The sequence below is a fragment of the Streptomyces sp. NBC_01224 genome (assembly GCF_036002945.1).
Taxonomy (GTDB): Bacteria; Actinomycetota; Actinomycetes; order Streptomycetales; family Streptomycetaceae; genus Streptomyces.
Map to the genome: position 1 here is coordinate 4,281,124 of NZ_CP108529.1, position 19,943 is coordinate 4,301,066.

Sequence of the window (19,943 nt, forward strand, 5' to 3'; positions counted from 1 at the left end):
GCCTAGGGTCAACGCGCGTAGCGCGACAGGTTTCCGGGGTTACGAACTGGTTGCCATGCGGTTGGTATCGGAGCCAACCACCGCAGATCACCGGCATGGCGTACATATCGCCGAGAGCCGCGGCCGACCGACGGCCGAGTACACGCCGGGGTGCAAACCAGGCCCCGGCCGTCAGCACGCACGCAGGGCTGCCCGGGCCACAACACCCCGCACCCCCCGTACGCTCGTACACATGACGACTGACGTACCTCTCCCCGCCCCCGGACGCGAGATCCAGACGCTCGAAGTGCTCTCCCCCGAACAGGCCGGAGCCGTGTCCGACCTGCTCGCCGAGGCGGCCCGGTCCGACGGCAGGCAGGCCGTGTCCGAGCAGGGGCGGCTGCAGCTGCGGGGCGGGCGGCGTGAGGGGGTGCGGCATCTGCTGCTCACCAGTGGGCCGACCCTGGTCGGGTATGCGCAGCTGGAGGACACCGACCCCGTCGAGGCGCCGGCCGCCGAGCTGGTCGTGCATCCGGCGTACCGCGGGCAGGGGCACGGGCGGGCGCTGGGTGCGGCGCTGCTCGCCGTTACGGGCAAGCGGCTGCGGGTGTGGGCGCACGGCGGGAAGTCCGCGGCCCGGCATCTCTCGCAGGTCCTCGGTCTCTCCCTCTTCCGCGAACTGCGTCAGCTGCGGCGCCCGCTGAGCCCGCTGGACATCGCGGAGCCGGTGCTGCCGCCCGGCGTCACCGTCCGCACCTTCGTGCCCGGCGAGGACGACGCCGCCTGGCTCGCGGTGAACCGCGCCGCCTTCGCCCACCACCCCGAACAGGGTTCGCTGACCCAGCGCGACCTGGACGACCGCAAGGCGGAGCCCTGGTTCGCCCCGAAGGGCTTCTTCCTGGCCGAGCGCGACGGCGAGCTGATCGGCTTCCACTGGACGAAGGTGCACGCCGATGAGCACCTCGGCGAGGTGTACGTCGTCGGCATCCGGCCGGACGCACAGGGCGGCGGGCTCGGCAAGGCGCTCACCGCGATCGGGCTGCGCCATCTGGCCGCCGAGGGGCTGCCGACCGCGATGCTCTACGTCGACGCGGACAACAAGGCGGCCCTGACCGTCTACGAGCGGATGGGCTTCGCGACGCACGAGGTGGACCTGATGTACCGCACGGAGTCCTGAGCAGCCACAACTCGCCCGGGGCGGCGTCGCTTGACGTCGCCCCTTTCTTTACGCCATGCTTCCACTACTTAATTAGTGAAAGGGGTGAACATGGCAGAGTCCGCAGCGGTCGAGTACCGCATCGACCGGCGCAGCGGCGTCGCCACGTACCTCCAGATCGTCCAGCAGACCAAACAGGCCCTCCGCCTCGGCCTGCTGGAGCCCGGCGACCGGCTGCCCACCGCACGCGAGGTCGTCGAGGCCACCGCCATCAACCCGAACACCGTGCTCAAGGCCTACCGGGAGCTGGAGCGCGAGGGCCTCGTCGAGGCCCGGCGCGGGCTCGGCACCTTCGTCACGCGGACCCTCGGCGGCGCTGCGGCCGCCGACGACGCGCCGCTGCGCGCCGAGCTCGCCGACTGGGCCCGCCGGGCCCGCGCGGCCGGACTGGAGAAGGACGACGTGAGCGCGCTCTTCACCGCCGTACTGGACAAGACCTTCAAGGGGGATCAGGCCGGATGACAGGCGCTGCGATCGAGGCCGTCGGCCTCGGCATGAAGTACCGGAGCAGGGGCGGGGGCTGGGCGCTGCGCGACTGTTCGTTCCGGCTGCCCACCGGGCGCGTGTGCGCCCTCGTCGGCCCCAACGGTTCGGGCAAGTCCACCCTGCTCGCCCTCGCGGCGGGCTTCCTGCGGCCCGCGGAGGGCACGGTGCGGGTGCTGGGCGGGGCGCCCGGGAAGGCAAGGGCCAAGATGGCCTTCGTGGCCCAGGACAAGCCGCTGTACCCGCAGTTGACGGTCGCCGCGACGCTCTGGGCGGGCGCCGAACTGAACCCCACCACCTGGGACCAGGACACCGCCGAACGCATCGCCGGGGAGCTCCCGCGCGACGCCGGGGTCCGCAGCCTCTCCGGCGGCCAGCGCACCCGGCTCGCACTGGCCCTCGCCCTCGGCAAGCGGCCCGAACTGCTCCTGCTGGACGAACCGATGGCCGACCTCGACCCCCTCGCCCGCCACCAGCTGATGGGCGCACTGATGGCCGTGGCCGCCGAGCACTCCACCACCATCGTGATGTCCTCGCACATCCTCACCGAGCTGGAGGGCGCCTGCGACTACCTCCTGCTCGTCGACGGCGGCCGGGTCCGCCTCGGCGGCGAGACGGACGACCTCCTCGCCGCACACGCCCTGCTCACCGGTCCGGTGCGGGACACCGCCCCGCACACCGTCGTCGAGTCCCGCACGGCGGGGCGTCTGCAGACCGCGCTGGTACGGAGGCAGGGCCCCGTGGACGCCACCGTCTGGGAAGCCGCGGAGCCTTCGCTGGAGGAACTGCTGCTGGCGCATCTGCGCTCGCCCCAGGCGCCTGCTCTGCTGACGCCGAGCGCCGAGGCCGGCATGGAGGTGGCTGCCGTATGAGCGCCATCAGTCTGCGTGCGCCCGTCGCACCCGCCGCCGGGCTGCGGGGCCCCATCCGCGTCCTTCTCCACCAGCACCGCCGTTCCCTGTGGGCGGCCGGCGCACTCTTGGTGCTGGGCATCGCCATCGTGGTCGGGCTCCGCATCTGGGTCGCGGTCGCGAGCTCGGACGAGCTCTGCGCCGACGGCGACATCACCCGCTGCGGCGACGACACCTACCAGCCCACCTACGCCCGCGCCGCCGCCGAGGCGTACCTGTCGGGCGGTGGGACCGTCGTCCTGCTGCTCGCCGCGCTCATCGGCGTCTTCGTCGCCGGACCGCTGATCGCCCGCGAGCTGGAGAGCGGTACGTTCCGGCTCGCCTGGGCCCAGTCGGTCTCCCCGGCCCAGTGGCTGGCGGCCCGGCTCGCCCTGCCCGCGGCTCTGGTGACCGCCGGGACGACCGTGCTCGTCCTCGTCTACCGATGGGGCTGGTCGGGCTTGCAGAGCAACCCGCACGCCTCCGGACTGGGCTGGTACGAGAACGGTATCCATCCCGCCCTCGGCCCGACCGCCGTCGGCTACGCCCTGCTGGCCCTGGCCGTGGGCGCCCTGTGCGCCGTGGCCGTACGCCGCACCGTCCTGTCCATGGGCCTCACGGCCCTCGTCCTGGGCACGGTCATGCTGGGGTTCGGCAAGCGCCGCTACGAGCTCTGGCCGACCGCCCGCTTCCTCGGAGACGACGGCCCGAGCGGTAACGCCTGGCACATCAAGTGGGGCATGCTCACCGCCTCCGGCAAGGAGATCTACTGGAAGGACTGCTTCAGGGCCGGCACGACGCATTCGGAGGACCCCGCGAGCTGCCTGCGCAACCAGGGCGGCATCACGTACTTCGCCGACTACCACCCCACCTCGCACTTCTGGCCGCTCCAGCTCGTCGAGACCGGCATCCTGCTCGCCCTCGCCGCGCTCGCCGTCGCCCTCGCCTTCCGGGTGCTGCGCCGCCGCCACGGCTGAGACCGCTTCCAGGCATCGTGTCCGGGCCTTCGGGGGGCCCGGACACTGCTCATATGACCAATCCGCCCACGGCACACCGCTTCCTGCATGTCATGTCGCCGTTACCAGCCATTCAGAAGGGCTTGCGACCCTCTCAGGATGCAGCCAGCTGTGCCGACCCCCCGCAACGGGAGAAATCCCGGCAGAGACCGTGCGAACCACGCGAACCGTGGGTTTCCCGTGATCTCCGCGTCCTCCGGCGCGCCCTCGAAGCCCCCGGCGCGGAAGAATAGGGCCATGAGCCAGCAGCCCAGCTCCGAGGTCCCGGTCCAGCCCGCCGTGCAGCCGTCGGTCGGCTCGCTCGCCGCGCACCGGCCGCACGCCGTCGCCTCGTCGGCGTCCAACGGCGCCATACTGTCGACCCGGGCCGACCTCGATCCCGACATCGACGCCGACGTCGACGCGTACGAACCCGACGTCGACGGCAGCGAACTGCCCCACGGCCGTTTCCTGGACCGGGAACGCAGCTGGCTCGCGTTCAACGAACGGGTGCTCGAACTGGCCGAGGACCCGGCGACGCCCCTCCTCGAACGCGCCAACTTCCTCGCCATCTTCGCCTCCAACCTGGACGAGTTCTTCATGGTCCGGGTGGCCGGACTGAAGCGCCGTATCGCCACCGGTGTCGCCACCCGCTCCGCCTCCGGACTCCAGCCCCGCGAGGTCCTCGACCAGATCTGGACCCGCTCGCGCGAGCTCATGGCCCGGCACGCCGCCTGCTACCAGCAGGACGTCGCCCCCGCCCTGTCCGAGGAGGGCATCCAGCTGATCCGCTGGCCCGAGCTGACCGAGAAGGAACAGGCCCGCCTGTTCACCTTCTTCCGGCAGCGCGTCTTCCCCGTGCTGACCCCCCTCGCCGTCGACCCGGCGCACCCCTTCCCCTACATCTCGGGTCTCTCGCTCAACCTCGCCGTCGTCGTACGCAACCCGGTCAGCGGCCACCGCCACTTCGCCCGGGTCAAGGTGCCGCCACTGCTGACCCGCTTCCTGGAGGCGTCGCCGCAGCGGTACGTGCCCATAGAGGACGTCATCGCCGCCCACCTCGAAGAGCTCTTCCCGGGTATGGAGGTCCTCGCCCACCACATGTTCCGGGTCACCAGGAACGAGGACCTGGAGGTCGAGGAGGACGACGCCGAGAACCTCCTCAAGGCCCTGGAGAAGGAGCTCATGCGGCGCCGCTTCGGCCCGCCGGTCCGCCTGGAGGTCGAGGAGTCCATCGACCCCTACGTGCTGGACCTGCTGGTACGCGAGCTGAAGGTGTCCGACGCCGAGGTCTACCCGCTGCCCGGACCGCTCGACCTCACCGGGCTCTTCGGCATAGCGTCCCTGGACCGGCCCGAGCTGAAGTTCCCCAAGTTCATCGCGGGCACCCACCGCGATCTCGCCGAGGTCGAATCCGCCTCCGCGCCCGACGTCTTCGCCGCCCTGCGCGAGCGCGACGTACTCCTGCACCACCCGTACGACTCGTTCTCCACCTCCGTACAGGCGTTCCTGGAGCAGGCCGCCGCCGACCCCGACGTCCTGGCCATCAAGCAGACCCTGTACCGGACTTCGGGCGAATCCCCGATTGTGGAAGCCCTCATAGACGCTGCCGAATCCGGCAAGCAGGTCCTCGTACTCGTCGAGATCAAGGCCCGCTTCGACGAGCAGGCCAACATCAAGTGGGCGCGCAAGCTGGAGGAGTCCGGCTGCCATGTCGTCTACGGGCTCGTCGGCCTCAAGACCCACTGCAAACTCTCGCTCGTCGTCCGCCAGGAGGGCGACACACTGCGCCGGTACGCCCACGTGGGCACCGGCAACTACCACCCCAAGACCGCCAGGCTGTACGAGGACCTCGGCCTGCTGACCGCCGACCCGCAGGTCGGCGCGGACCTCTCCGACCTCTTCAACCGGCTCTCCGGCTACTCCCGCCGCGAGACCTACCGCCGCCTCCTGGTCGCCCCGAAGTCACTGCGCGACGGGCTGATCGCCCGTATCAACAAGGAGATCACGCACCAGCGGGCCGGGCGCAGCGCCTATGTCCGCATCAAGGTCAACTCGATGGTCGACGAGGCGATCATCGACGCCTGCTACCGGGCCGCCATGGCGGGCGTACCGGTGGACATCTGGGTACGCGGCATCTGCGCGATCCGCCCGGGCGTCCCCGGCCTCTCCGAGAACATCCGGGTCCGCTCGATACTGGGCCGCTTCCTCGAACACTCCCGGATCTTCTCGTTCGGCAACGGCGGCGAACCCGAAGTGTGGTTCGGCAGCGCCGACATGATGCACCGCAATCTCGACCGCCGGATCGAAGCACTGGTCCGGGTCACCGACCCCGCCCACCGCGCCGCGCTCAGCCGGCTCCTGGAGACCGGCATGGCCGACACCACCTCCTCCTGGCACCTCGGTTCCGACGGGAACTGGACCCGGCACGCCACGGACGCGGACGGCCAACCGCTGCGGCACGTACAGGAAATGCTCATTGACGCCCGGAGGCGCCGGCGTGCGACGCCATGACCACCAGACGACGCAGGCGGACCTTACGGCAGGGGCGGTGCTCGCGCCCTACCTGCAACAACAGGCCGCCGAATTCCTGCGCAGCCTGCGCCTGCACCGCGAGAACAGCGCCCCCACGGACGCCGGAACCCACGCCGCCGAGGCGGCCGCCGGTGCCCTGCGCCGCTCGTCCCGCCGGATCGGCGGCACGCTGCACACCTTCCGGGCGGCGCTGGACACGGCCTGGGCCGAGCAGCTGCGCACCGAGCTGGCCTGGCTGTCGGGCACCCTGGCCCGGGAGCACGCCTACGCGACCCGGCTGAACCGGCTCCTCGAAGCTCTCCATGCCCTGTCCGGCACCTCACTGCCCACCGCCCGTACCGGGTCCGGCTCCGATGCCGCCGGTGACAAGGAGCGCGCCGCCCTCGGCGTCGGCGCGGCCCGCGCCGGGGCGCTGCTCGAACGGCAGCTGACCCTCGCCCGGACCCGCGCCCACTCCGCGGCGCTCCAGGCGCTCGGCTCCTCCCGCTTCCACGCGGTGGCCGACGCCGTCGCGCTGCTCGCCTCCGAGGTGCCGCTCGCCGCGGCAGCCACGGCTCCGGCCGAGGAGATGCTGCACGGGCCCGCCGACCGGGCCGAACAGCAGCTGCTCGGTGCGGTGGCCGCGCTCCCCTCGAACGAGGCGGTCGAGCCGTACAACGAGGCGCAGGACGCGCCCTGGCACCGGACCCGGCTGCTGCTGCGCCTGCACCGGTACGCCCACGAGGTGGTACGGGGCGCCCCCGATCCGGTCCTGGTCGCGCCGGGGCACGCGCTCGATCTGCACCGGGATGCGTCGGAGGCGGCCGCGGCAGCGGCATCGGCGGCCCGCACGCCCCGGATCGCGCCCGCGACCGCGTACGCCCTGGGGGTGCTCCACGCCGATCAGCGGCACGAGGTGGAGGCGGCGCGCGGTGTGTTCCGGGAGAGCTGGCCGTACGCGACCGCGGCGGTGATCGCACCGTGAGGAGCGGGCCTGTGCTCGCTGCGGGGTGTGTGCTGTGGCGCCGGGCGCAGCACTCCGGCGAGCTGGAGATCTGTCTGGTCCACCGACCCCGTTACGACGACTGGTCGCATCCGAAAGGCAAGCTGAAGCGCGGCGAGTCCGCGCTGGACGGCGCCCGGCGCGAGGTCCTGGAGGAGACGGGCCACCACTGCGCACCGGGTGCCCCGCTGCCCACGGTCCGGTACGCCGTGAACGGACGCCCCAAGGAGGTCGCCTACTGGGCGGCCGAGGCGACCGGTGGCGCCTTCGTACCGAACGCAGAGGTCGACCGGGTGAGCTGGCTCTCCCCGGCGGCGGCCCGTACCCGCCTCACCCGGCCGCACGACCGGGATGTGCTGGACGCCTTGCTCGCCGGCCTGCCGAGCACCTGACCGGGACGAGGATCGAGCCCGTCCGGCGTCGAGGACAAGCCCCTCGCCCCGGACGGGGCCCTCAGAACCGCACCGTACGACACGGTTCACCTCCCGTTCACTCTTCCCCGTAAACCGCTTCACCTGTTCTGCCTAACTTCGGCAGTGCACGGTGCGCGGCGCAACGCCGAAGCACCCACCACATCGCGCGCCGTCGTAGAACGAAAAAGACCTCGGCGGCTCCTGGAAGGAACACCCGAAAAGTGAAGCTTCAGCGCAAGAACCGGCTTCGTGCCACCGCGCTCGGTGCCCTCGCCGTCTCCGGCGCCCTGGTCCTCACGGCGTGCGGTTCGGACAACAACAGCGACGGGTCCACCGGCGGCAACGGCGGCAAGACGAGCGCCGCGTCGAACATCAAGTGCGACGACGCCAAGGGCCAGCTGCTCGCCTCCGGCTCCAGCGCGCAGAAGAACGCCATGGACCTCTGGGTCAAGAACTACATGGCCGGCTGCTCGGGCGTCGAGGTCAACTACAAGTCGTCCTCCTCCGGTGAAGGCATCGTCGCCTTCAACCAGGGCACGGTCGGCTTCGCCGGTTCCGACTCGGCGCTGAAGCCCGAAGAGGTCGCCGAGTCGAAGAAGATCTGCAAGGGCGGCCAGGGCATCAACCTCCCGATGGTCGGCGGCCCGATCGCCATCGGCTACCACCTGGAAGGCGTCGACAGCCTCACGCTGGACGCCCCCACCCTCGCCAAGATCTTCGACGGCAAGATCAAGAAGTGGAACGACCCCGCGATCGCCAAGCTCAACAGCGGCGCGAAGCTCCCGGACAAGGTCATCCAGCCCTTCCACCGCTCCGAGGACTCCGGCACCACGCAGAACCTCGGCAAGTACCTGGGCGCAGCCGCCCCGAGCGACTGGAAGTACGAGGCCGAGAAGAAGTGGCCGGCCCCCGGTGGCCAGGCCGCGTCCGGCTCCTCCGGTGTCGCCGCCCAGGTGAAGCAGGTCGACGGCGCGATCGGCTACTTCGAGCTCAGCTACGCCACCTCGCAGTCGATCTCCACCGTCGACATCAACACCGGTGGCTCCACCCCGGTCAAGGCGACCCCGGAGAACGCCTCCAAGGCCATCGCCGCCGCCAAGATCAAGGGCACCGGCAAGGACCTGGCGCTCGACCTCGACTACACCACCAAGGCCGAGGGTGCGTACCCGATCGTCCTGGTGACGTACGAGGTCGTCTGCGACAAGGGCAACAAGGCCGAGACCCTGCCCACGGTCAAGTCCTTCCTGAACTACACCGCCGGTGACGAGGGCCAGAAGCTCCTCACCGACGCCGGTTACGCGCCGATCCCGACCGAGATCAACGCGAAGGTCCGCGAGACCATCGCCTCCCTCTCGTAACCGAGGCACGCAGCCGGGGCACGCAGCCCGAAGCCACGCAAGCACCACCCAGCAACACCCGTAGCAACGTCAGCAACACCTGGCGGGCCGGTCCGGTGCACCCCTCCGGACCGGCCCGCCACCGCCCATCCGGTGCACCGCCGCCAGGGGAGCCCACCGCTCCCCCACACAGACCGGAAAGACCATGGCTTCCACCACACCGATAGACACGCCGCCGGCACCGTCGGTGGCGCGCAAGCGCGCCAGGCCCAGGACCGGGCGCGCGGGCGACAAGATCTTCCTGGGCCTCGCAAGGGGCTCGGGCATTCTGCTGCTCGTGATCATGGCGTCGATCGCCGTGTTCCTCACCTACCGCGCCGCGCTCGCCGTGTCCAAGGACGAAGGCAACTTCTTCACCACCTTCGACTGGAACCCGGCCGGTGACCCGCCGGTCTTCGGCATCGCGGTCCTCCTCTTCGGCACGATCGTCAGCTCGGTCATCGCGATGGCCATCGCCGTCCCGGTCGCTGTCGGTATCGCCCTGTTCATCTCGCACTACGCGCCGCGCAAGCTGGCCGCGCCCCTCGCGTACGTCGTCGACCTGCTCGCCGCAGTGCCAAGCATCGTGTACGGCATCTGGGGCGCCCTCTTCCTGGTCCCGTACCTGGAGGGCCTGAACCTCTGGCTCGACCAGTTCTTCGGCTGGACCTACCTCTTCGAGAAGACCGAGGTCGGCGTCGCCCGCTCGCTCTTCACCGTCGGCATCCTGCTCGCGATCATGATCCTGCCGATCGTGACCAGCGTCAGCCGCGAAGTCTTCCTCCAGGTCCCGAAGACGAACGAGGAAGCCGCCCTCGCCCTCGGCGCCACCCGCTGGGAAGTCATCCGCCTCTCGGTGCTCCCCTTCGGCCGCTCCGGCGTGATCTCCGCCTCGATGCTGGGCCTGGGCCGTGCGCTCGGCGAGACGATGGCCGTCGCCACGGTCCTGTCGCCGAGCTTCCTCATCTCCGGGCATCTGCTCAATCCGGGTGGCGGAACCTTCGCCCAGAACATCGCCGCGAAGTTCGACGAAGCCGACGCGTACGGGCGCGACGCCCTGATCGCCTCCGGCCTCGTGCTCTTCATCCTCACCCTGCTGGTCAACGGCGCGGCTCGGCTGATCATCGCCCGCCGCAAGGAATACTCGGGGGCCAACGCATGAGCCAGGCAGCCAACACCGGCATCCAGGAACGCCCCACCCCGATGGCGTCCACACGCAAGACCAGCCTCAGCAGCCGGGCCCTGCCCCGCTGGGCCCCCCTCGCCTTCGCGGCCGTCGCGATCGCGCTGGGCGTGGGCATCGGCGCGGCGGCGGGCTGGCGCAGCCACACCCAGTGGGGACTGCTCTCCGCCCTGCTCTTCGTCGTCATCTCGTACGTCACGACGACGGTCGTCGAGAACCAGCGCCAGGCCAAGGACCGCCTCGCCACCAGCGTCGTCTGGGTGTGCTTCCTCCTTGCCGTCGTCCCGCTGTTCTCGCTGATCTGGACGACGGTCAGCCGCGGCGCCAAGGTCCTCAACGGTTACTTCCTGACCCACTCCATGGCCGGTGTCCCCGGCATCGAGGCGGGCGGCGGCGTCTACCACGCGCTGATCGGCACCCTGGAGCAGGTCGGCATCGCCACCCTGATCTCCGCCCCGATCGGCCTGCTGACCGCCGTCTACCTGGTGGAGTACGGCAAGGGCGCGCTCGCCAAGGCCGTCACGTTCTTCGTCGACGTGATGACGGGTATCCCGTCCATCGTCGCCGGTCTCTTCATCCTGTCGATCATGCTGATGGCGGAACTCCAGCCATCCGGCCTGATGGGTTCGCTGGCCCTGTCGATCCTGATGCTCCCGGTCGTGGTCCGCTCCACCGAGGAGATGCTCAAGCTCGTCCCGAACGAGCTCCGCGAGGCATCGCTCGCCCTCGGCATCCCGAAGTGGCGCACCATCCTGAAGGTGGTCATCCCCACCGCGATCGGCGGCATCACCACCGGTGTGATGCTCGCGATCGCCCGGATCGCCGGCGAGACCGCGCCGATCATGCTGCTGGTCTTCGGCAGCCAGCTGATCAACCCCAACCCCTTCCAAGGTGCACAGTCCTCGCTCCCGTTCTACATCTGGGAGCAGTACAAGATCGGCAGCGAGCCGTCGTACGACCGTGCCTGGGCCGCCGCCCTGGTCCTGATCGCCTTCGTCATGATCCTCAATCTGGTGGCCCGCGGCATCGCCCGCTGGAAGGCCCCGAAGACCGGCCGCTGACCGCGGCACGAAAGAAGCAGTGATTCAGATGGCCAAGCGCATCGACGTCAGCGGCCTGTCCGCCTACTACGGCTCCCACCTCGCCATCGAGGACATCTCGATGACCGTGGAGCCCCGCTCCGTGACCGCCTTCATCGGCCCGTCCGGCTGCGGCAAGTCCACCTTCCTGCGCACCCTGAACCGTATGCACGAGGTCACCCCCGGTGGCCGCGTCGAGGGCAAGGTGCTGCTGGACGACGAGAATCTGTACGGGGCGAACGTCGACCCGGTCACCGTGCGCCGCACGGTCGGCATGGTCTTCCAGCGTCCGAACCCGTTCCCGACCATGTCGATCTTCGACAATGTCGCGGCGGGCCTCAAGCTGAACGGCTCGTACAAGAAGAACCAGCTGTCGGACATCGTCGAGAAGTCCCTGCGCGGCGCCAACCTCTGGAACGAGGTCAAGGACCGGCTGAACAAGCCCGGCTCCGGTCTCTCCGGCGGCCAGCAGCAGCGCCTGTGCATCGCCCGCGCGATCGCGGTCGAGCCGGAGGTGCTGCTGATGGACGAGCCGTGCTCCGCCCTGGACCCGATCTCCACCCTCGCCATCGAGGACCTGATCGGCGAGCTGAAGGAGCGCTTCACGATCGTCATCGTGACGCACAACATGCAGCAGGCGGCCCGTGTCTCGGACCGCACGGCGTTCTTCAACCTCGCGGCGGTCGGCAAGCCCGGCAAGCTCGTGGAGATCGACGAGACGGAACGCATCTTCTCCAACCCGTCCGTTCAGGCAACCGAGGACTACATCTCGGGACGCTTCGGATAGTCACCCGGCAACGGGGCTGACGTGGGCCGGGGGCGTGGGTGGTTACGCCCGGTGGTGGGTTTCCACCGGCGAACCGCCTCACCCCTCCGGCGAACCGGCCTCGTCCCCAGACTGCCTTGAGGTGCTGCATGGCGGTGCCACCACAAGGCGAAGGGGCCGCCCCTACTCCCCGCAGAGGGAGTAGGGGCGGCCCCATTTCCGTACCACCACGATCGCGCCTGGCAAAGGACGAAGCGGCCACCGGACGACCCCGGCCACCCCACCGCCCCGTCACCCGAACAGCAGCACCACAACCCCGTAACTGGCGGCAGCGACCAACCCCGCGGCCGGCATCGTGATGAACCACCCCAGGATGATGTTCTTGGCAACGCCCCACCGCACCGCGTTCACCCGCTTCGTGGCTCCCACACCCATGATCGCCGAGGTGATCACATGCGTCGTGGAGATCGGCGCGTGAAACAGGAACGCCGAGCCGAACATGATCGACGCGCCCGTCGTCTCCGCGGCGAACCCCTGCGGCGGGTCCAGCTCGATGATCTTCCGGCCGAGCGTCCGCATGATGCGCCAGCCACCCGCGTACGTACCCAGCGAGAGCATCAGCGCGCAGACGAGCTTCACCCAGACCGGAATCGGGTCGCTCGGGCTCTCGACATCGGCGATGACCAGGGCCATCACGACGACACCCATCGTCTTCTGCGCGTCCTGCAGACCGTGACCGAGCGCCATGCCCGCGGCCGAGACCGTCTGGGCGATCCGGAAGCCGCGCTTGGCCTTGTGCGGGTTGGCCTTCCGGAACATCCACATGATCGCGACCATCACCAGATAGCCGACGACCAGGCCGATGACCGGCGAGAGGAACATCGGGATGACGACCTTGTCGAGCACCCCGTCCCAGTGCACCAGTGTCCCGCCGGCGAGCGCCGCACCGACCATGCCGCCGAACAGCGCGTGCGAGGAAGAGGACGGCAGCCCGAAGTACCAGGTGACGAGGTTCCAGATGATCGCACCGACGAGCGCGGCGAAGAGGATTCCCATCCCCTTGTCCCCCTCGGGGGTCGCGATCAGACCCTCACTGACGGTCTTGGCGACACCGCTGCCGAGGAATGCGCCGGCAAGGTTCATCACCGCGGCCATCGCCAGTGCCGCACGTGGTGTCAGTGCACGGGTGGAGACGGACGTGGCGATGGCATTCGCCGAGTCGTGGAAGCCGTTCGTATAAGTGAAGCCGAGCGCGACACCGATGGTCACGATCAGCGCAAAGGTGTCCACGTGGTTCAGGACTCCTTGACCGCGATGGTCTCCACCGTGTTGGCGACATGCTCGAACGCGTCGGCGGCCTCTTCCAGCACGTCCACGATCTGCTTGAGCTTCAGCACCTCCATGGCGTCGTACTTGCCATTGAAGAGATGGGCCAGCAGCTTGCGGTGGATCTGGTCGGCCTGGTTCTCCAGACGGTTGACCTCGATCCAGTACTCGGTGAGGTTGTCCATCGTCCGCAGACCCGGCATCGCCTCGGCGGTCAGCTCGGCCGCCCGGGCCAGCACCTCGATCTGCTGCGCCACGCCCTTGGGGAGTTCTTCGACCTGGTACAGCACGACCAGGTCGACGGCCTCCTCCATGAAGTCCATGATGTCGTCGAGCGACGATGCGAGGTTGTAGATGTCCTCGCGGTCGAATGGCGTGATGAAAGAGGAGTTCAGCTGGTGGAAGATCGCGTGGGTGGCATCGTCCCCCGCGTGCTCCGCTGCCCGCATGCGCTCCGCGATCTCGACTCGGGAGGCAGAGTCCGCCCCGAGCAGTTCCATCAGGAGTTTCGAGCCCGTGACGATGTTGTCCGCGGATGCGGAGAACATGTCATAGAAGCTCGTCTCCCTGGGGGTCAGACGAAAGCGCACGTGGGGTCCTCGGGGTGCTTTGGATTCGGTCAGGCTGATGCTAGGCGCATCATCCGGCCACGGCTAACGGGCATTCTTCAGTGTCGCGCATCGGGCACTGTGATCAGCACGGGCCCCCGGTCACGGTTCGGCAGAATTCGTTAGAATATACCCACCAGGGGTATATGAACGGCAGGGTAAAGGGAAAACGGGAGGCAGCAATGACCACCACCGAGGCCGCTGAGACGGAACCGGTCGTCACCGACCACGACCGGGGTATACACGGCTATCACCACCAGAAGGCCGAGCACCTCAAGCGGCTGCGCCGGATCGAGGGCCAGATCCGCGGTCTGCAGCGCATGGTCGACGAGGACGTCTACTGCATCGACATACTCACCCAGGTCTCGGCGTCCACGAAGGCGCTCCAGTCCTTCGCGCTCCAGCTGCTGGAGGAGCACCTGCGGCACTGCGTCGCCGACGCGGCGGTCAAGGGAGGCGAGGAGATCGACGCGAAGGTCGAGGAGGCCACGAAGGCCATCGCCCGCCTGCTCCGTACCTGATACGGGGAGATGCCCGGTGCGGGAAGGATGCCTGGTGCCGGCGGGAGATGCCCGGTGCGGGGCAGGGTCTGATGCGGGGCGGGGCCCCGCACTCACCCCCGGTGGTCGGCCTGCCGGGGGACGGCGGTTCGTTCGGTGATCACCCGGACGTTCAGCACCTCGTCGATACGGTCCGCACTGAGCCGTTCCCCGATCGCGGCCGACGCGGCGATCATCAGCTCACCGCAGAGCTCGATCTCGGCGAGGGCCACATGGTCAGATACGGTCCGCGTGCCGAGCGTCACCACGTCACTCACCTCTCACTGCCGTCGCCGACTTCCTAGCGTAGGGAGCGGACCACGCGCCGCGCATGGCACGGACGGACCATTTCGCGCCCGCCGGCATGCCTACGCCCCCGCGTTCGTCCGTGCCCTCGCCCGTGTGCCGCCCGGCTATCTCTGTCGGATCTTCCCCGTGTAGATGTCGCGATCGTCCGGCAGCCGTACGGAGACCGGCACCCCGAATCCGTACAGCAGCGTCGTCGACACCACCTCCACCGCCGGCCCCTCGTTGGCGAAGCTGAACCGGTGGCGCACCTTGCGCAGCCGCCCCTGATCGTCCAGATACACGTCGAACGGCACCGTGTCCGTGTGGAACCCTTTCGCCGCCGCGGCCAGTGCCCCGCGCGATTTCGGCGAGGCCTCGCGCGCCGCCCGGCCGATGTCCGAGATCCCCCGGTAGTGCCGCACGGCCACCCCGGCGAGCTCGGTCCTTCCTACGTACGTCACCTGCCGCGCCCCGCGCAGCAGTTCGGCGGCGGCCATCGGATCGGTCACTCCGCCGGTGACCAGATTGCCGTCCTCCAGGGTCGTCGTGTCGATCCTGACCCACTTGTCCGCGGGCACTCCGGCGCCGCGGTTCATCATGTAGAGCGCACCGGGGGCCAGCAGTTCGGTGATGGGACGGTGCTCGTCCTCGCCGGCGGCGTCCTCGGGCAGCACGACCTCGAGCCGGCCCACCTGGTTGCGGAAGTCGTACGTCCCCCGACCCCTGATCGTCACCCGCGTCCCGCCCGCCGCGGTCTCCATCGACGTACGCACCTCGGCACTTCCGGCGACGGACCGGGCTCCGGCCCCGGTCATCGTCCCCGTCCCGGTCCCACTCACCGTCCCCGCGAGCACCGCGGCCGCGCGGTGGACCGCGTCGAGGGAGTCGGCCCCGCCCCGTTCATCGGCCATGGCACAGTCGCCGCCGCCACCGCCGCCCGAGCATCCGGCGGTCGCCGCCATCACGCCCACCACGGCAAGGGCGCAGACAGCGCGTGCCCCGCCTCCGGACCTGTGCTGCTGCACCACCATCGCCTGCCAACCCCCAACGACGTACCGCTTGCCCGAGCCCCCCATCCGTTCCGCATAACGACAGCCCGTGTCCCCCGTCACGCCGCTCCCGTACGCCACACCGCCGGGTGGCCGTGCCCAGTACCGTGGACGGGTGTATGTCCAACACACCGATGAGGTCCCGCAGACTCCCCCCACCCCCGCGTCCTTGGGGCACGAGCCCACGACCGTGGAACGCGGCTCGTTCTGCACCGCCCGCTGCAGCTGCGGCTGGTCCGGGCCGGCCCGCCGCTCCCGGGACCGGGCCCGCACGGACGCCGCGGAACACACCGCGGCGCCCTGACTTCCTCGTTCCACTCTCCTGACCTCTCCCCCACCGACCGGCCCTGAGCGCCACGACCCGGAGGTCCGATGAACCTGCCGCCCCTGCCCGACCGGCGCACCCTGCTCACTGCGGGCGCCGCAGCAGCACTCACCGGCGTCACCGCGACCGCCTGCAGCGGCGCATCCGGCTCCGGTTCCGGAACCGGCGACGGGGACAACTCCTCGGGCACGTCGGGCACCACGGGCGGCAGCGCTCCTGCCTCACCGGCCTCATCGGTCCCGTCGAAACTCTCCCCCTCCGGCCCGGCGAACTGGTCCGCCCTGGCCAAGAGCCTCGACGGCACCCTCGTACGACCCCAGGACGCGGCCTACCCGACCGCCCGTCAGCTCTACAACACCCGCTTCGACGGTCAGAAGCCCGCCGCCGTCGCATACGTCAAGCACGAGGCGGACATCCGCGAGTGCCTGGCCTTCGCCCGTCGCACCGCCACCCCCGTGTCCATCCGCAGCGGCGGTCATTCCTACGCCGGCTGGTCGAGCGGCAGCGGACGCCTCGTCCTTGACGTCTCGTCACTGTCCCGCGTCGACAGGAACGGCACGATCGGTGCGGGCGCCAAGCTCATCGGCGTCTACCGGGGCCTCGCCCGCCACGGTCTGACGATCCCCGGCGGCTCCTGCCCCACGGTCGGCATCTCCGGCCTCACCCTCGGCGGCGGCCACGGTGTCGCCTCCCGCGCGTACGGCCTCACCTGCGACAGCCTCACCGCGGCGACCGTCATCACGGCCGACGGCAGGACCCTCACCGTGGACGCCAAACACCACCCGGACCTCTTCTGGGCGCTGCGCGGCGCGGGCAACGGCAACTTCGGCGTGGTCACCGAGCTGACGTTCCGTACCCGCCCGGCCCCGCAGACCGTCACCGCGTACATGTCCTGGCCGTGGTCGCGCGCCCGGGCCGTCATCCAGGCCTGGCAGGAGTGGGGACCGTCCCAGCCCGACGAGATCTGGTCCTCGGCGCATCTCGCCGCGGGCCCGGGCGGCGGCCACCCGACCGTTTCGGTGGCCGCGTTCAGCCTCGGTACTTACGGCGACCTGCAGAACGCCGTCGACCGCCTCGCCGACCGGATCGGTGCCTCGGCGTCCTCCGTCTCGCTGCGCCGCCGCAGCTACCAGGAGTCGATGCTCGTATACGCGGGCTGCTCGGGCATCACCGACGCCCAGTGCCATCTGCCGGGCACGACGCCCGGCCGCACCCCACAGGGCACGCTCCAGCGCGAGACGTACTCCGCCGCGTCCGACTTCTACGACCGCTCCCTGCCCCCGGCGGGCGTGAATGCCCTGCTCGACCGGGCCGAGGCGTTCACCCGGATTCCCGTCACCCAGGGCGGAGGCGGCGGCTCCATCGTGCTCACCGCACTCGGCGGGGCGATCAACCGGGTCTCCCCGCAGGCGACGGCCTTCGTTCACCGCCGCTCACGCGTACTCGCCCAGTACATCGGTGCCTGGAGCCCCGGCACTGCGGGCAGCGCCCAACAGGACTGGCTGAAAAACACCCACGCGGCGTTGCGCCGGTACGCGTCCGGAGCGGCGTACCAGAACTACACGGACCCGACGCTGACCGACTGGCGCCGGGCCTACTACGGCTCGGCGGCCGACCGTCTCACCCAGCTGAAGAAGCAGTACGACCCCGGCCGCCTCTTCGCTTTCCCGCAGGCCCTCTGACGTACGGTGATGCCCGTGCCGTTCGGTCACGGGCATGCCGTATGGCCACGGGCCCGGCGTCCGGCGTCCGGCCACAACCCCGGCCCCGACCACCGATGGTCCCGGCCGCCTCCTACGCGGCCAGGTCCTTCTCGCCGTCCCCGCCGCCGGTCCCCGGCCGCGGCTCGGGAATCCCGAACGCCCCGGCCCGCCCGTCCGCCGTTACCGACGGCTCCGGCCGACGCGACCGTACGAGCCACCCGAGCCGGTCCGAACGGGAGACGGCCGCCACCAACGGGGTCAGCAGCATCATCGCCAGCGGGGCGAGCAGCAGAGCGGCTGCCGTGCCGAGCGCGAATCCGCCGATGACGTCGGTCGGGTAGTGGACACCCATGTAGATCCGGCAGAAGCCTTCCAGCAGGGCGAGCGCGATCGCGGCGATGCCGAACTTCCGGTTGGCCACGAAGAGCCCGACGGCCAGAGCCATCGCCATCGTGGCGTGGTCGCTCACGAAGGAGAAGTCGTTCTTCCCGTCCACCAGGACATCCAGCCCCTGGTGATCCCGGAACGGACGCGGCCGCTCCACGAAGCCGCGGATCGGGATGTTGATGAGCAGCGCGATCCCGGCGGCGAGCGGCGCCCAGACGATCCCTGCGACCGCCGTCACCGAATCATCGGCCGTGCCGCGCCGGCGGACGCTCCACCAGCACCACAGGACCACCAGGACCATGCCGAGCATGATCCCGTACTCGCCGACGAACTCCATGACCCGGTCGAACCAGGTGGGAGCGGACTTCGCGAGTCCATTGATGTCGTAGAGCAGGCTGACGTCGGGGTTCGACCCATCCAGTGCGAGTCCAGCCATCTGCTGCGGCCCCTTGCCTTGTCTGCTGCCGCGGTCCACACCCATGTGCACCGCTTTGACGAACCCCCGTATCGGTTCGATCACTGCGTGGATCGGTAAATCGGTAATGCGCGGATCAGTACTGCGTGGCGGCTCTGTCCCTGAGGTCTTCCCCGGTCGGCGCCGCATGGTCGGTGCACCACTGCCCGGTCCACCCAGGGAACGACGGGCCCTGTGCGTACGTTCCACTCTCCATCGAATGATCACCATGACGTTATCGAAGAGTGACTCATCGTCGCAGCTCAGGGCCGAGGCTTCACGGAGAGTTCCGGCCACCGCCCTCCCGGCGTCACGCCGCCGGGAGGGCGGTCGGAAGGGCCGCGGCCCCGTCCTTGGTCACGCGCGTCGCGCCGAAGTAGTCGGGGGTGTCGATCTTGTCGAACCGGATCACGGCCCCGGTGTACGGAGCGTTGATCATGTACCCGCCCCCGACGTACAGCCCCACATGGTGGATGGCCCGCGAGTTGTTCAGATCGTCCGAAAAGAACACCAGGTCGCCCGGGAGCAGCTCGTCCCGCGAGGGGTGCGGCCCGGCGTTGTACTGATCGTTCGCCACCCGGGGCAGCTCGATGTCCACAGTGCGATACGCGGCCTGGGTCAGCCCCGAACAGTCGAACCGCCCGCCCTGCTCGGCCGTGCCGTTGCCGCCCCACAGGTACTTCGTACCGAGCTTCTTCTGCGCGAAGTAGATCGCCCCGGCCGCCTGCTGCGAGGGCTGCACCCGTCCGACGGGCCGGGCGAAGCTCTTCTCCAGGGACCGGATGACGGTGACGTAGTTCCGCGTCTCCGCAATGTCCGGAACCCCGCCCGACCGGATCACCCGGTACGCGCCGGCGTTGTACGCGGCCAGCATGTTGTCCGTCTGATCCCCCGGCACCTTCTTCACGTACCCGGCCAGTTCGCAGTCGTACGAGGCGGCGGACGGAATCGCATCGGCCGGATCCCATACGTCCCGGTCCCCGTCATTGTCCCCGTCGATCCCGTGACCGGCCCAGGTGCCCGGGATGAACTGGGCGATGCCCTGAGCGGCGGCGGGACTCTCGGCCCGGGGGTTCCACCCGCTCTCCTGGTACAGCTGGGCGGCCAGCAGGGCCGGGTTGATGGCGGGGCAGAGGTTGCCCCACTTCTGAACCAGGGGTTGGTATTTCGCGGGCACGGCCCCCTTCGCCAGCGCGACGGCTCCGCTGCTGCCGGAACTGACCAGTCCGGCAGCGGCGGAGTACGTACCGACGACGAGCAGCGCCACGAAGCACATGGCCATGCCGACGCCGATGCCACCAACCACCCAGAATTTCCGCACCCCTCAACCATCCCCCATCGGGGCCGGGTTCATGAGTGTTTTCGCG

The 19,943-nt window shown here is 69.8% G+C and carries 20 protein-coding genes; 14 read left to right on the top strand and 6 right to left on the bottom strand.

All coding sequences use genetic code 11. The annotated features are described in order from the left end of the window. Window positions 1-232: 232 nt before the first annotated feature. From mshD to pstB, 11 genes are all read left to right on the top strand, one after another. Window positions 233-1,156, top strand: a complete 924-nt coding sequence (gene mshD / locus OG609_RS18935) for a mycothiol synthase (RefSeq protein WP_327273913.1) — start codon at window positions 233-235, stop codon at window positions 1,154-1,156. 90 nt (window positions 1,157-1,246) lie between these two features. Continuing rightward, complete coding sequence (locus OG609_RS18940) at window positions 1,247-1,657, top strand: GntR family transcriptional regulator (protein WP_093899758.1); 411 nt, start codon at window positions 1,247-1,249, stop codon at window positions 1,655-1,657. Then, window positions 1,654-2,550, top strand: a complete 897-nt coding sequence (locus OG609_RS18945; RefSeq protein WP_327273914.1) for an ABC transporter ATP-binding protein — start codon at window positions 1,654-1,656, stop codon at window positions 2,548-2,550. The genes OG609_RS18940 and OG609_RS18945 overlap by 4 nt, the downstream gene beginning before the upstream one ends. Continuing rightward, window positions 2,547-3,545, top strand: coding sequence for an ABC transporter permease (locus OG609_RS18950; protein ID WP_327273915.1), 999 nt, complete (start codon window positions 2,547-2,549; stop codon window positions 3,543-3,545). The genes OG609_RS18945 and OG609_RS18950 overlap by 4 nt, the downstream gene beginning before the upstream one ends. Window positions 3,546-3,821: 276 nt before the next feature. Continuing rightward, window positions 3,822-6,077 (top strand): RNA degradosome polyphosphate kinase, encoded by a 2,256-nt coding sequence (locus tag OG609_RS18955; protein ID WP_327273916.1) that lies wholly within the window; start codon window positions 3,822-3,824, stop codon window positions 6,075-6,077. Continuing rightward, window positions 6,064-7,062: a CHAD domain-containing protein gene (locus OG609_RS18960; protein WP_351265352.1), complete on the top strand. Its 999-nt coding sequence runs from the start codon at window positions 6,064-6,066 to the stop codon at window positions 7,060-7,062. Before OG609_RS18955 ends, OG609_RS18960 begins: the two co-directional genes overlap by 14 nt. 11 nt (window positions 7,063-7,073) lie before the next feature. Continuing rightward, entirely contained in the window at window positions 7,074-7,472 is a 399-nt protein-coding gene (locus tag OG609_RS18965; RefSeq protein WP_327273918.1) for an NUDIX hydrolase, read from the top strand. Window positions 7,473-7,714: 242 nt separating this feature from the next. Beyond that, complete coding sequence (gene pstS, locus OG609_RS18970) at window positions 7,715-8,851, top strand: phosphate ABC transporter substrate-binding protein PstS (RefSeq protein ID WP_327273919.1); 1,137 nt, start codon at window positions 7,715-7,717, stop codon at window positions 8,849-8,851. Window positions 8,852-9,035: 184 nt separating this feature from the next. Next, a complete protein-coding gene (gene pstC / locus OG609_RS18975; RefSeq protein ID WP_327273920.1) occupies window positions 9,036-10,031 on the top strand; it encodes a phosphate ABC transporter permease subunit PstC in 996 nt (331 codons plus the stop codon). After that, window positions 10,028-11,113 carry a phosphate ABC transporter permease PstA gene (pstA, locus tag OG609_RS18980; protein ID WP_327273921.1) on the top strand — a complete coding sequence of 362 codons (1,086 nt, stop codon included), beginning with the start codon at window positions 10,028-10,030 and terminating at the stop codon, window positions 11,111-11,113. Before pstC ends, pstA begins: the two co-directional genes overlap by 4 nt. 28 nt (window positions 11,114-11,141) lie before the next feature. Next, a complete protein-coding gene (pstB, locus tag OG609_RS18985) occupies window positions 11,142-11,918 on the top strand; it encodes a phosphate ABC transporter ATP-binding protein PstB (protein ID WP_093899726.1) in 777 nt (258 codons plus the stop codon). A 270-nt stretch (window positions 11,919-12,188) separates the two neighbouring features. Here the strand turns inward: pstB and OG609_RS18990 are convergent, their stop codons facing one another. Both OG609_RS18990 and OG609_RS18995 read right to left on the bottom strand, forming a co-directional pair. After that, window positions 12,189-13,187, bottom strand: a complete 999-nt coding sequence (locus tag OG609_RS18990; RefSeq protein ID WP_327273922.1) for an inorganic phosphate transporter — start codon at window positions 13,185-13,187, stop codon at window positions 12,189-12,191. A 5-nt stretch (window positions 13,188-13,192) separates the two neighbouring features. After that, window positions 13,193-13,813 (bottom strand): DUF47 domain-containing protein, encoded by a 621-nt coding sequence (locus tag OG609_RS18995; RefSeq protein WP_114245730.1) that lies wholly within the window; start codon window positions 13,811-13,813, stop codon window positions 13,193-13,195. 200 nt (window positions 13,814-14,013) lie between these two features. On the opposite strand from OG609_RS18995, the gene OG609_RS19000 reads away from it, so the two are divergent. Beyond that, window positions 14,014-14,352 (top strand): metal-sensitive transcriptional regulator, encoded by a 339-nt coding sequence (locus tag OG609_RS19000; RefSeq protein WP_266359401.1) that lies wholly within the window; start codon window positions 14,014-14,016, stop codon window positions 14,350-14,352. Between the two features lie 92 nt (window positions 14,353-14,444). On the opposite strand, the gene OG609_RS19005 is transcribed toward OG609_RS19000, so the two are convergent. Beyond that, window positions 14,445-14,639 (bottom strand): hypothetical protein, encoded by a 195-nt coding sequence (locus tag OG609_RS19005; protein ID WP_266359403.1) that lies wholly within the window; start codon window positions 14,637-14,639, stop codon window positions 14,445-14,447. A gap of 144 nt (window positions 14,640-14,783) precedes the next feature. Then, the gene (locus tag OG609_RS19010; RefSeq protein ID WP_327273923.1) at window positions 14,784-15,689 is read right to left on the bottom strand and encodes a hypothetical protein; all 906 of its coding nucleotides are present in this window, start codon (window positions 15,687-15,689) and stop codon (window positions 14,784-14,786) included. Window positions 15,690-15,822: 133 nt separating this feature from the next. Here OG609_RS19010 and OG609_RS46210 point away from each other — a divergent pair, with 133 nt between their 5' ends. Together OG609_RS46210 and OG609_RS19015 are read left to right on the top strand one after the other, a co-directional pair. Next, complete coding sequence (locus tag OG609_RS46210) at window positions 15,823-16,011, top strand: hypothetical protein (protein ID WP_442817979.1); 189 nt, start codon at window positions 15,823-15,825, stop codon at window positions 16,009-16,011. Window positions 16,012-16,079: 68 nt separating this feature from the next. Next, window positions 16,080-17,714 carry an FAD-binding oxidoreductase gene (locus OG609_RS19015; protein WP_327273924.1) on the top strand — a complete coding sequence of 545 codons (1,635 nt, stop codon included), beginning with the start codon at window positions 16,080-16,082 and terminating at the stop codon, window positions 17,712-17,714. A 112-nt stretch (window positions 17,715-17,826) separates the two neighbouring features. Here OG609_RS19015 and OG609_RS19020 read toward each other — a convergent pair whose 3' ends face one another. Together OG609_RS19020 and OG609_RS19025 are read right to left on the bottom strand one after the other, a co-directional pair. After that, complete coding sequence (locus OG609_RS19020) at window positions 17,827-18,558, bottom strand: phosphatase PAP2 family protein (RefSeq protein ID WP_327273925.1); 732 nt, start codon at window positions 18,556-18,558, stop codon at window positions 17,827-17,829. 328 nt (window positions 18,559-18,886) lie between these two features. Continuing rightward, window positions 18,887-19,897 (bottom strand): C40 family peptidase, encoded by a 1,011-nt coding sequence (locus OG609_RS19025; protein ID WP_327273926.1) that lies wholly within the window; start codon window positions 19,895-19,897, stop codon window positions 18,887-18,889. Between the last annotated feature and the right edge of the window lie 46 nt (window positions 19,898-19,943).